Genomic DNA, 11873 nt, shown 5'->3' with positions numbered 1-11873 from the left:
GGAAGGCGCGGGCCGGATCGTCGGCGGCCGCCCTTCCGGTTGCCCACACTCCTTCTGCGGTTGCGCAGCATCGCTACGCGTGTTCGGCCGCATCGTGCCGGGATTGAATCTGGCGGCCAACTGGCTGCGCTTTCCGCGGACGTCGCCGGCGCCGGGAATGGTCGCCGCGCGACATGGTCATGTCTTCGTCCTCGAGCAACATATCTCAGGCGATGTCTGGATGGCGTATGACGGTAATTCAGGAGGCCGGGCAACCCGCATTCACGCACGTTCGTTGCGGGGCTATGTGGTGGTCAATCCGCGGATTGCGTGATCTGCGCCTGCAGAAGGTGCAAGCCATGCTCCTGGCATGCTGGCCGTGTCAGGAGCCGCCCAGGCAAACGGCTGTTCCGCGGTCCCGCGGCATGAACTGATCCCGCCGAGAACAGATGTCGCCATGCCATTACTCCGCCTTGGCACCGTCGCTCCGATCGTGTAACGCGACACGAAAGTTGCCGGGACGGGATACCCATGGAGACTGCTGCCGACGACGCGGGCACCGCCACCCGCGCGCTGATCCTTGCGCTCGTCGCGTTGGCGTGCGGTCACATGCTCTCGACTCTGCTCCGCACCATTCCCGCGGTCAGCCTCGATCTCATGGCCGCGGATTTCCAACTTGAGCCGCAGACGCTGGCGAGCCTCACCTCGATCTATCCTTTCGCCTTCGCGGCGGCGCAGATCCCCGTTGGGGCGGCGATGGACCGGTTTGGCGTGCGACCGGTGTCGCTGAGCCTGCTCGCGGGGACCGTGTTCGGCGCGGTCGCGTCGGGATTTGCGACCGGCCCTGCGAGCTTCGCGGTCGGGCAGTTCATGCTGGGGGTTTCCACCTCGGGCATGCTGATGTGCCCGATGACGCTGGCAGCCAAGCAATTGTCGGCGGCGCGGTTCGGGCTGTGGTCGGGCGCGATCCTCTCGATCGGCAATATCGGCATGCTGCTGTCGTCGAGCCCGCTCGCCTTCGTGGTTGACAATTGGGGTTGGCGCGCCGGGTTCTGGATGTCCGCTCTCGGCGGAGTTGCGGTCACGCTCGCCGTGTTCGCGCTAGTGCCGAAGCAGGCGGCCGAACACAAGGACGAGTCCTCGCCGCTGTCGCAGATGATCGAGGTGCTCAGGCTCGGTCTCTCGCGTCCCTTGCGCGGCCTGATCGCGCTGGCCCTGGTGTCGCTGGCGACTTCGCTGGTGCTGCGCGGCCTGTGGGGCGGACCGTGGCTGATGCAAGTGAAGGGATTGTCGCGGGTCGAGGCCGGCAACCAGCTCGGCGCGTTCACGCTTGCGATGATCATAGGTCCGCTTCTTATCGGCATGATCGACCGCCGGCTCGGCCGCCGCCGCGATCTGGTGGCAGGCTCGCACATGGTCGGAGCGCTGCTGCTGGCGTTGATGGCGCTCGGGGCGCCGCATTATGCGGTCTCCGCGCTGTTCGGCGTGCCGGTGATGCCGCCGCAATACGACCTTGTGCTGTTGGTGCTCATTGGTCTTGCGACGTCGGCCCAGCCGCTGCTGTTCGGCATGTCGCGGCAGCTGGTCGACGCGCAGACGACGGGCAAGGCGCTCGCGGCCGTGAACCTCGCCTTCTTTCTCGGCGCGGCCTTGATGCAATCGGTGACCGGCGCGGTGGCGGCGCTCGCCGGGCTGCCGGCCGTGCTGCTGTTCATGGCCGCGATGCTGGCGATCGGCGTGCTGGTCTTCCTCGCCTATACGTCGCCGGCCGGAAGAACCGGGTGAGCCGTCCGCTCACGCCATCCTTGCATGCTCCCGGACCCATCAAGAAGCCCGAGATCAGTACCTCGCGACCACAGGTCCGCCGAAGCGATAATTGACCCTGAGGGTCGCTTGCTCGACGGTGAGCCGCGAGCTCGCTGTCCCCGTCGCGAATACCCCGCCGAATCCGTCGGGAATGGTGTAGGCCACGCTGCGGCTGCCGAAGTCGGTGTAGCGATACTCGCCTGCAAGGCTCCAGTTCGGATTGAACGCCCATTCGATACCACCGCCGACTGTCCAGCCCCAGCGCGTCGTCGAGCCTCCGTTCGCCGCCGTGAATGTGCTCCCGGGCAGGCTAATGCCGGGGCCGTTGACCACGGTGGTCCTGGAACCGCCGATCTCGGCGATGGCGGCGCCACCGGTGACGTAGAACAGCGCCCGGTCCACCGTGACGCCGGCGCGACCGCGGAACGTAGCCATCCAGTCGATATGACCGAAATCGATGGTCACCGTCTGCGTCACCGGCGGTGCAAAGGTCGGGGCGCCGAAGGTGCGCGAAGCGCTCCCGCTGCTGCCGTTCAATCCCGTCCCAACCGCGTCGGCTTCCACGCCGAGGACGAACTGCTGGACCTGCCAATTGTAGCCGATCTGGCCGCCGCCGATGACCCCGCTTCGGCGGCCGTCACCGGCAATGGTGCCGGTCTGCCCAGGAACAATGGTCAGAACAGCTGCGACCGGCGGCAGCACGCCGAACGCAGGAAACAGCGTTCCACCATCGCTGCTGCCGCTGCCGGGTGTCCAGGCGCCGCCGACATTGGCCCCGACATAGAACCCGGTCCAGTTGAAGATCTGCGCGGCGACCGGCGCAGGTCTCGCCTTGACCGCCATATCCGCAGCATTCGCCGCCACGACACCGAACAACAAGGCACTTCCCGCAATGGCCGCGATCCGCATCATCGTCCCCAATATATCTCGGCAGATGTCGGCGTGCCGCGGCGCCAGAAAACACCTTAAGCTAGTGGCGAATCGCGGTCGAAGCTGTCACCGGACAGCAACATCCGAACACATTATGCGCGATCGCTTCGCTCTTGCGGCACAGAAGCCGGTGGCTTCCGTGACCATGCGCGCCTGGCAACGCAGCGCTGGACTTCATGCGTCGAGGCCGCCTTGCACAACGGCGTGCTGCAAGAGATGCTGACATGGGATGCTGACAAGCATCGTGCATCAAGGGAATGAATTCATGCCTGTCGACACCAAAGCCGCCACCGACCGCCTCATGCGCTTCCTCGCCGTCGAGGGCGTGACCGGACAGGAGGCGGCGATCGGGCGCGAGCTGATGGCTGCGCTGAAGGAGAGCGGCGTGCCGGCAAAGGCGATCCGGCTCGACGATGCCAACAGCCGCATTCCGGTGCCGACCGAGACCGGCAACCTCATCGTCGACCTGCCCGGCCGCGGCACGCTGCACAACCAGCCGCGGATCATGTTCATGACCCACATGGACACCGTGCCGCTCTGCGCCGGTGCCAAGCCGAAGAAATCCGGACGCAAGATCGTCAACGAAGCCAAGACCGCGCTCGGCGGTGACAATCGCTGCGGCTGCGGCGTGCTGGTGACGCTGGCGGCCGAGCTCGCCAAGCAGAAGCTCGATCATCCGCCGATCACGCTGTTGTTCTGCGTGCGCGAGGAGAGCGGGCTCTATGGCGCGCGCCACGTCAAGCTGGACGAGCTCGGCTCGCCCGTGATGGCCTTCAACTATGACGGCGGCTCGGCCTCCAACGTCATCATCGGCGCGGTCGGCGCCGACCGCTGGACTGTGGAGATCTTCGGCCGCGCCTCGCACGCCGGCGTCGCGCCGGAGCGCGGCATCTCCTCGACCATGATCATGGCCCTCGCACTCGCGGACGTGAAAGCCGGCGGCTGGTTCGGCAAGGTGGTGAAGGGCAAGCAGCAAGGCACCAGCAATGTCGGCCCCGTCACCGGCGGCGAGGGCCGTCCCGCGGGCGATGCCACCAACGTCGTCACCGACTACGTGCATGTGCGCGGCGAAAGCCGCAGCCATGACGGAAAATTCTTCAAGGAGATCACCAAGGCCTACAAAGCCGCGTTCGAAAAGGCGGCCAAGAAGGTGACGAACGCGCAAGGCAAGTCCGGCAAGGTCAAGTTCAAGGCCGAGACCGACTATTATCCGTTCCGCATGAAGGACAGCCAGCCCGTCATCAAGCGCGCGGTCGAGGCCGTATCCGCAGTCGGCGGCACTCCGAATGTCCGCACCGCCAATGGCGGCCTGGATGCCAATTGGATGGTCCGTCACGGCATTCCGACCGTGACCTTCGGCGCCGGCCAGAACGAGGCGCATACGATCGACGAATGGATCAATCTCGACGAATACGATCGGGCGTGTGCGCTGGCGGTGCAGCTTGCGACGATGCGGTGAGCATAGAAGTAGCTTGTAGGATGGGTAGAGCGTTAGCGAAACCTATCGCTGCTTGCGAAGATGAAGATGATGGGTTTCGCTGCGCTCTACCCATCCTACAAACAAAAATAAAAATCGGGAGAGGAACATGCCGCACATCGCGAATATCGAATCCGCCCTCTACCGGATCCCCCTCCCCGTCACGCTGTCCGACTCCACGCATGGTGAGATCGCAGCGTTCGAGCTGATCACCTGCCGCATCCGTGATGCCGATGGCGCCGAAGGTGTTGGCTACACCTACACGGTCGGCCGCAATGGCGGCGCCGTCGCGGACATTCTCAAGCGCGAAATTCCGGGGCTGATCGAGGGCCGCGAGGCCGACGACACCGAAGCGATCTGGCATCATGTCTGGTGGGCGCTGCATTATGGCGGCCGCGGCGGGCCGGTGGTGCTGGCGCTCTCCGCGCTCGACATCGCGCTGTGGGATTTGAAGGCGCGGCGCGCGGGCTTGCCGCTGTTCCGGCTGCTCGGAGGGTTCGACGCGCACGTGCCGTGCTATGCCGGCGGCATCGACCTCGATCTCTCCGTCGATGCGCTGCTCAAGCAGACCGACGGCAACCTCGCCAAGGGATTTCGCGCCATCAAGATGAAGGTCGGCCGGCCCGACTTGAAAGCCGACGTCGCGAAGGTCTCCGCGATGCGACAGCATCTCGGCGACGGCTTTCCGCTGATGGCGGATGCCAACATGAAATGGACCGTCGAGGAGGCGATCCGCGCGGCTCGCGCGTTCGCATCCTATGACCTCACCTGGCTCGAGGAGCCGATCATCCCTGACGACGTCGCAGGCCACGCGCGCATCATGCAGGAGGGCGGTGTGCCGATCGCGGCGGGCGAGAATTTGCGCTCGCTGTGGGAGTTCAAGAACTACATCGCCAGTGGCGCGGTGTCCTATCCCGAGCCCGACGTCACCAATTGCGGCGGCGTCAGCGCCTTCATGAAGATCGCGCGGCTGGCGGAAGCCTTCAACCTGCCCGTCACCAGCCACGGCGCGCACGACATCACCGTGCATCTGCTCGCGGCCTGCCCGAACCGCTCCTATCTGGAGGCGCACGGCTTCGGGCTGGACAAGTACATCGAGCATCCGCTGGCGCTTCAGGACGGCATGGCGCTGGCGCCGGACCGCCCCGGGCACGGGATCAGTTTTGATTGGGCGGGACTTGCGAAGCTGGCGGGGTAGGGCGATCCGTAGCTGGGGGTGCGCCCCCTCTCCCGCTCGCGGGAGAGGTGAAGCGGAGCGCGTGGCGCGGCCGGTCTGCCCCAGCAGTACCGTGAGCTTTGCTGCACGCGAGCCATTCCAAGGCGCTTGATGTGTGCCGCTGATAATCCGCTATGGTGACGGCAACCGACATCTTGCGAGAGACCCTGCCTTGACACCCGAGCTGCACCAGAAACTGACCGAATGGCGCCGGCATCTGCATGCCCATCCGGAGCTCTCTCTCCAGGAGAAAGAAACCGCTGCCTTCGTGCAGGACAAGCTCACCGAGCTCGGCATTCCCTTCCAGGCGGGGATCGGCGGCCACGGCATCGTCGCGACCTTGACGCGCGGGCATGCGCAGAGCCGCGTCGGCTTGCGCGCCGACATGGACGCGCTGCCGATCACCGAGGATACCGGACTTGCCTACGCCTCCAGCACATCAGGCGTGATGCATGCCTGCGGCCATGACGGACACACCGCCTCGCTGCTCGGCGCCGCCGCGCTGCTCGCCACCGACACCGACTGGAGCGGAACGGTCGATTTCATCTTCCAGCCGGCCGAGGAAGGCTTTGGCGGCTCGCGCGCGATGGTCGCGGCCGGGCTGTTCGACCGCTTTCCGATGGAACGGGTATTCGGCTTTCACAATTGGCCGGGCCTTGCCGCCGGCACCATCGCCGTGCATGACGGCGTCGTCATGGCCTCCGGCGGGCGCATCACCATCACCATCGATGGCCATGCAGGCCACGCCGGCATGCCGCATCTGACGCGCGACCCGGTGATGGCAGCCGGCCATCTGATCGTCGCGCTGCAAGCGATCACCTCCCGCAGCGTCGATCCGCTCGACACCGCGGTGCTGTCGCTCTGCACGATCGAAGGCGGCACCGCGCCGAACCAGATCGCCGGACGCGTGACCATCCGCGGCACGCTGCGGTACCACCGCGAGGCGGTCAAGGGCGTCATCCTCGACGGGATCGAGCGCACCTGCGCCGGGATCGCGACGACCTTTGGCGTCAAGGTCACGCCCGAGATCGTCATGGGCGTCGGCGTCGTGATCAACACGCCTGATGAAGCTGGCTTGGCACGCATCGCCGCGGAGAAGGTGCGGGCCGAGCTGCGGCGTGACCTCGCGCCCAGCATGGCTGGCGAGGATTTTGCCCATTATCTGCAGCAGCGGCCGGGCGCCTTCGTCTGGATCGGCAACGGCGAACTGCGCGACGGCGCCGAGCTGCACGGCCCGCGCTACGATTTCAACGACGCGATCCTGCCGGTGGCATCGAGCTGGATGGCCGAAGTGGCCAAGGCGGCGCTGGCCTCGAACTGAAGCACGACAACATGAGGCGCAGTCGCTGCAACGAGGGAGCTGCACTCCCTCTCCCGCTTGCGGGAGAGGGTTGGGGAGAGGGTGTTTTCGCAATGGGACAATCCCCAAGAGGAGAAAGCCCTCACCCGCGCCATAGGCGCGACCTCTTCCGCAAGCGGAAGAGGTGAAGGAATTTCACGAAATCTCGCGCGGCAATTTCCAGCCCCGCCGGGGCTCGAAAGCCTCCTCGAGGCGCGCGACGTGATATCCCTCCGGGAAAAGCTGGCCGCCCTCCTCGTCGGCCACGGGAACGTCGGTCACCAGCCCCTCGATCAAGGCGGCCTCCCACACTCTTTCTCGGTGGGAAAGGGATCGCCGATCTGCTTGTTGCCTTCGAACAGCGCGTACATCGGTTCCGGTCCTGCGTTGATCAAGCTCACGAGCAACGTATCGGCGGCACGGACGTTCCTTCCGGCAAATGGCAACGGATGGCACGTGAAACATGGCGCGCGTTCTGATCGGCACCTCCGGCTGGCACTATGATTCCTGGCGCGGGCCGTTCTTTCCCGAGGGCGTGACGCTGAAGGAACAGCTGCGCTATTACGCCGGACAGTTCGACACCACGGAGCTGAACGGCGTGTTCTACCGCACGCCGACGCCGGACGCGGTAAAAGGCTGGCGCGAGCAGACCGGCGGCGACTTCGTCTTCGCCTGGAAGGCGTCCAAATTCATCACGCACTGGAAGCGCCTGTCGGAGCGCTCCGTCAACAGCCTCGAGCTGCTGGAGGACCGCATCTCACGGCTCGGCGGCAAGGCCGGTCCCATCCTGTTCCAGCTGCCGCCGCAATTCGAGGCGAACGCCGACCGGCTCGCGTCCTTCTTCAAGCTGTTGTCGCGGAAACGGCGCTACAGTTTCGAATTCCGTCATCCGAGCTGGTACCAGCCGCGCATCCTGCGAATGCTGGCGGACGAGAACATCTCGCTCTGCCTGTCCGACCATCACGACGCGCCGGCGCCATGGAAGCGCACCGCGGATTTCGTCTATGTGCGCGGACACGGGCCAAGCGGGCGCTATCACGGGCACTATACCAAGGCCGCGCTGGCGCAATGGGCCAAGCGCATCAAGTCCTGGAAGCGGCAGGGCTGCGACGTCTATGTCTATTTCGACAACGACCAGAAGAGCGCGGCGCCAGCCGACGCGCAGGCGTTGAAGCAATTGCTCTAGATGACACCGCCCTGCCGAAGCGCCGCGATCGCGGCCGCATCATAGCCGAGCTCGGCGAGGACGAGATCGGTGTGCTCGCCGAGCGTCGGCGGACGGCTCGCGATTTCACCCGGCGTTTCCGACAGCCGGACCGCAGCACGCGTCACCGGCGCGGGTTTCGGCAAGCCGGGATAGTCGACGTCCTGCATGAAGCCGACGGCGCGGATGTGCGGATGATCCAGCGCCTGTTGCGGTGAGAGCACGGGCCCGGTCGGAATCATCGCCTTGCCGAGCGCATCGACGGCTTCCTGCGTGGTGCGCTCGGCGCACCAGCGCGCCATCCGCTCGCTGATGACGGGGCCGTGGTTGCCGCGGCTGATATCGTCGGCAAAGCGCGGATCGTTCAGCCACAGCTCCTCCTCCCCCATCAGCCTCGCCCACCGCTTGAACAGCGGATGTCCGGTGACCTGGCACAGCACCCAGCCGTCCCTGGTGCGATAGATGTCGGCGGGCGCTGCGGTCTGGCCGAGATTGCCCGTCGGGACGCGGTTGACGTTGATCACCGCCTGCTCGATCAGCGTCGCATTGGTGAAGGACAGAGCGGTTGCGAGCAGCGCGCCCTCGACGACCTGCCCGCGCCCGGATCTGCCGCGCTCAATCAGCGCGGCGAGCGTGCCGAACGCGCAATGCAGCGCAGTGCCGAAATCGACCCAGTTCACCGCGGCGCGGTACGGCGGATCCCCGGTGCCCGTCATGTAGACCGAACCCGACATGACCTGCCCGACACCGTCGAAACCGACACGATCGGACCACGGCCCCGGTCCGCCGAATGCGGTCGCTGTCGTCAGGATGATGTCGGGCTTGATCGCCTTCAAGGACTCGTAATCGAGCTTCATCGCGCGCAGGGTCTGCGGCGGCAGATTGGCGACGACGACGTCCGCGGTCGCAACCAGGCGGCGCATCACCTCCTGCCCTTCCGGCTTCATCGGATCGAGCGTGACGCATTTCTTGTTGCGGTTGACCTGGAGGAACAGCGCGCCTTCGCCGCCCTCCCCGACCGGCGCCACGAAGCGATCCTCGCTGCCCTCGCGCTTCTCGACGCGGATGACCTCGGCACCGAACTCGGCCAGCAAGGTCGCGCAATAGGGGCCCGCAATGTAGCGCCCGAAATCGAGGACGCGCACGCCCTCCAGAACTCCTCCCATCGATCCCTTCCCTGAATTTTTGGAGAGATTACAGGGAACGGCTGCCACGGCAAGGTGGCAACGGCCATCGTGCGCTGCTCTCGACATTTCATCGGTGCCCCGTTTCGGCGGGCGGAAATTCTGCTCTAATATGCACCTGTCCATCCCCCAGCCAGAGCGCCATCCATGCCGCAACAATTCGACCGATCCGCAGAAGATCTCGGCAATGCCATCCATTTCGAACACGTCAACATCCAGGTTCCGGATCAGCGCCTCGCCACCCTGTTCTACGTCGCAGGGCTCGGGCTCACCCGCGATCCCTATCTGATGGTGTCGGACACCAATATGTGGATCAACGCCGGGCGGAGCCAGTTTCACCTGCCGAGCGGCAGGGCGCAGGTGCTGCGCGGCCATATCGGGCTGGTCATCGCGGGCCGCGAGGCGATGCTGGCGCGGCTTGCGTCGGTCGCGAAGAAACTCGAGGGCACGGCCTTCGCCTTCGCCGAGCGCAACGACCATATCGAGGCGATTTGTCCGTGGGGCAATCGCCTGCGCTGCTACGAGCCCGACGCCGCTCGCTTCGGGCGTATCGCGCTCGGCATTCCCTATGTCGAGTTCGACGTGCCCATGGGATCGGCGCGCGGCATCTGCGCCTTCTACCCCGAGATCATGGGCATGCCATCGGAGTTGTGGAATGGCGACGGCACGGTCGCCGCCGTGAAGACGGGCCGCAACCAGCATCTGTTGTTCCGCGAGACCGATCGGTCGCAGGGCGACTATGACGGGCATCACGTACAGATGTACATCACCGATTTCTCCGGCCCGTACCGAAAGCTCCTGGCGCGCAAGCTGATCTCCCGCGAGGACAATCAATACCAGTACCGGTTCTGCGACATCGTCAACCTCGACAGCGGCAAGCCTCTGTTCACGGTGGAACACGAGGTGCGCAGCGCCACCCATCCCATGTTCATGCGGCCGATGGTCAATCGCAATCCGACGCTCAATAACCGGAACTACGCGTACGGCCACGACCAATCGCTCTGGGCGATGGGACCGGACCAGTACGAGGGCTAGTTCCTCATGCCGCCGATCGATCCACCAAGCCGTGCTGGAGCGAATCGAGCAGGCGCTGCTCGCGCTCGATCCGGGCGCGATAGAGTTCGCGTTCGCTCTCGCTTCTGGCACTGGCCAGCAACATGCGATAGTGCCCGATCACCTTCTCGCTGCCGCTGATGAGGAGGTTGCGGACGTCACTCATCGTTCCGCTCCCGCAGCAGTGGACACCGATGGCATGTTCGGAAGGCTGAATGCAGCCGGGAAGGCATCGCCGGTAAGAGCCTCGAGCGCGGTCTGCTCCTCGGCGAGGCGTCGTTCGATAAACCGGCGCTCGATGTCCGACAGCCTGGTCTTCAGCAAGCGTCGATAACGAGACAAATTGTTGCGGTGCGCGCGGATGCGGGCGATATCCTGATCGAGCATCGTCGTCACTCCTGACGGTCTTTCAAGGTCCTTTTCGATTTTGCGGTGCAGGAAGAAAAATCTTCCGGCGCAAAAAAATATTCAGGCGCGTTGTCCTGTCAAGACGCTGTTTCGCCGCCCCCGTCGGCGCCGGCGGCCTCTCGAAAAAAAATCTCGCACCCCCTCTTGCAAGGTCCTTGCGCCGCTCTAATTCGTTTTTCGCCGCGAGAGCGGTGCGCCGGATGCCCAATCGGGTCCGGCGCGGGCGCCGGGCCGGGGTCTTCGGACCCGTTTCCGATCCCCTGTCTTGCGCTCCTTCGTAACCATCTTGCTCTTTGGAGGACTTGGTATGAGGACCACCTTTGACTTCGCGCCGCTGTGGCGCTCCACCATCGGCTTCGATCATCTGGCCGACCTCGTCGACAGCACGCTGCGCCAGGCGGGTGAGGACAATTATCCGCCCTACAACATCGAGCGCTCCGGCGAAGACCAATACCGGATCACGCTGGCCGTGGCGGGCTTCGGCGTCAACGACATCAGCGTGACCGCCGAACAGAACGCGCTCACCATCGAGGGCCGGAAGCCCGACAGCGCCACCCGCGAATATCTCTATCAGGGCATCGCGGCGCGTCCGTTCCGCCGCGTGTTCAATCTCGCGGACTACGTCCAGGTGAAGCAGGCGGCTTTCCAGGACGGTCTCCTGGTCATCGACCTCCTGCGCGAGATTCCGGAAGCCATGAAGCCGCGCCGGATCCAGATCGCGGGGGCTGCGTCACCGCAGATCGAGCAGAGGAAGGCTGCCTGATCGCGCCGGGCGCGGTCGCCGTGCCCCGACCACCGCGGCGGACGGCGATCCCCTCGCCGTCCGCCGATCAAACCATCCCTTCGAAAGGAGTGTAGAGGGAGACCAGAGATGACCAACGCCAATGCGACCACGGGCGGTCTCGGCTCGCTGTTTCATCCCGCCGCGCATTATGCATCGCCGAACGCCGTCCTCGACGACGGCAAGCTCTCGACAGCGGAGAAGCGGATCATATTGTCGTCGTGGGCCTCGGACATGTACGCCGTCGAATCCCACCCGGCGCTACGCGAAATTCCGGGCATGGATCACCCGATCCGGCTTGCAGACATCCTCGCCGCGCTGCGCAAGCTCGATGACGACGACGATGACCCGCCGCCCCGCGGCGGCGTCCCGATGCGGCTGCGGCGGGCCTGGGGCGCCGCCACCCCGGGTCCGGAGACCGCCCGGGGGTGAGTTTTGGCGTCTTCTTGTTTGCTTCGACAAACGGCACCCCAGAGTCATGGCTTGGCGCCACCCA

At 65.3% G+C, this 11873-nt stretch carries 13 protein-coding genes and 1 pseudogene; 9 read left to right on the top strand and 5 right to left on the bottom strand.

Going from position 1 to position 11873, the window contains the following annotated elements:
* Together MOV74_RS18405 and MOV74_RS18400 are read left to right on the top strand one after the other, a co-directional pair.
* Positions 1-313: pseudogene (locus MOV74_RS18405) on the top strand (hypothetical protein); the annotation flags it as partial.
* 197 nt (positions 314-510) lie between these two features.
* Positions 511-1764 (top strand): MFS transporter, encoded by a 1254-nt coding sequence (locus tag MOV74_RS18400; protein WP_246925262.1) that lies wholly within the window; start codon positions 511-513, stop codon positions 1762-1764.
* A 54-nt stretch (positions 1765-1818) separates the two neighbouring features.
* Here the strand turns inward: MOV74_RS18400 and MOV74_RS18395 are convergent, their stop codons facing one another.
* A complete protein-coding gene (locus MOV74_RS18395) occupies positions 1819-2664 on the bottom strand; it encodes an outer membrane protein (protein WP_246925260.1) in 846 nt (281 codons plus the stop codon).
* A 316-nt stretch (positions 2665-2980) separates the two neighbouring features.
* On the opposite strand from MOV74_RS18395, the gene MOV74_RS18390 reads away from it, so the two are divergent.
* The 3 genes from MOV74_RS18390 to MOV74_RS18380 all read left to right on the top strand — a co-directional run bounded on the left by MOV74_RS18390 (position 2981) and on the right by MOV74_RS18380 (position 6729).
* Positions 2981-4174, top strand: coding sequence for a M20/M25/M40 family metallo-hydrolase (locus tag MOV74_RS18390; protein WP_246925257.1), 1194 nt, complete (start codon positions 2981-2983; stop codon positions 4172-4174).
* Positions 4175-4301: 127 nt separating this feature from the next.
* Complete coding sequence (locus MOV74_RS18385) at positions 4302-5390, top strand: mandelate racemase/muconate lactonizing enzyme family protein (protein WP_246925255.1); 1089 nt, start codon at positions 4302-4304, stop codon at positions 5388-5390.
* Positions 5391-5580: 190 nt separating this feature from the next.
* Positions 5581-6729, top strand: a complete 1149-nt coding sequence (locus MOV74_RS18380) for an amidohydrolase (protein ID WP_246925253.1) — start codon at positions 5581-5583, stop codon at positions 6727-6729.
* Between the two features lie 174 nt (positions 6730-6903).
* Here MOV74_RS18380 and MOV74_RS18375 read toward each other — a convergent pair whose 3' ends face one another.
* Entirely contained in the window at positions 6904-7044 is a 141-nt protein-coding gene (locus MOV74_RS18375) for a hypothetical protein (protein WP_246925251.1), read from the bottom strand.
* 166 nt (positions 7045-7210) lie between these two features.
* Here MOV74_RS18375 and MOV74_RS18370 point away from each other — a divergent pair, with 166 nt between their 5' ends.
* The gene (locus MOV74_RS18370; RefSeq protein WP_246925249.1) at positions 7211-7933 is read left to right on the top strand and encodes a DUF72 domain-containing protein; all 723 of its coding nucleotides are present in this window, start codon (positions 7211-7213) and stop codon (positions 7931-7933) included.
* Here the strand turns inward: MOV74_RS18370 and MOV74_RS18365 are convergent.
* Complete coding sequence (locus MOV74_RS18365) at positions 7930-9117, bottom strand: CaiB/BaiF CoA-transferase family protein (protein ID WP_246925247.1); 1188 nt, start codon at positions 9115-9117, stop codon at positions 7930-7932. The genes MOV74_RS18370 and MOV74_RS18365 overlap by 4 nt on opposite strands.
* 165 nt (positions 9118-9282) lie before the next feature.
* Here MOV74_RS18365 and MOV74_RS18360 point away from each other — a divergent pair, with 165 nt between their 5' ends.
* On the top strand, positions 9283-10170 hold the full coding sequence (locus MOV74_RS18360; protein WP_246925245.1) for a hypothetical protein: 888 nt from the start codon (positions 9283-9285) through the stop codon (positions 10168-10170).
* Between the two features lie 4 nt (positions 10171-10174).
* On the opposite strand, the gene MOV74_RS18355 is transcribed toward MOV74_RS18360, so the two are convergent.
* The gene (locus tag MOV74_RS18355; protein ID WP_246925243.1) at positions 10175-10354 is read right to left on the bottom strand and encodes a hypothetical protein; all 180 of its coding nucleotides are present in this window, start codon (positions 10352-10354) and stop codon (positions 10175-10177) included.
* Positions 10351-10575, bottom strand: coding sequence for a DUF4349 domain-containing protein (locus MOV74_RS18350; RefSeq protein ID WP_246925241.1), 225 nt, complete (start codon positions 10573-10575; stop codon positions 10351-10353). Before MOV74_RS18350 ends, MOV74_RS18355 begins: the two co-directional genes overlap by 4 nt.
* 328 nt (positions 10576-10903) lie before the next feature.
* Between MOV74_RS18350 and MOV74_RS18345 the strand changes: the two genes are divergently transcribed.
* Positions 10904-11359 (top strand): Hsp20 family protein, encoded by a 456-nt coding sequence (locus tag MOV74_RS18345; RefSeq protein WP_246925238.1) that lies wholly within the window; start codon positions 10904-10906, stop codon positions 11357-11359.
* Between the two features lie 108 nt (positions 11360-11467).
* Positions 11468-11809 carry a hypothetical protein gene (locus MOV74_RS18340; protein WP_246925236.1) on the top strand — a complete coding sequence of 114 codons (342 nt, stop codon included), beginning with the start codon at positions 11468-11470 and terminating at the stop codon, positions 11807-11809.
* Positions 11810-11873 lie beyond the last annotated feature (64 nt).

Source organism: Bradyrhizobium sp. SHOUNA76 (genome assembly GCF_023006445.1).
Taxonomy (GTDB): domain Bacteria; phylum Pseudomonadota; class Alphaproteobacteria; order Rhizobiales; family Xanthobacteraceae; genus Bradyrhizobium.
Note: the sequence above shows the minus strand (reverse complement) of the source record. Positions and strands in the feature narration are given on the sequence as shown.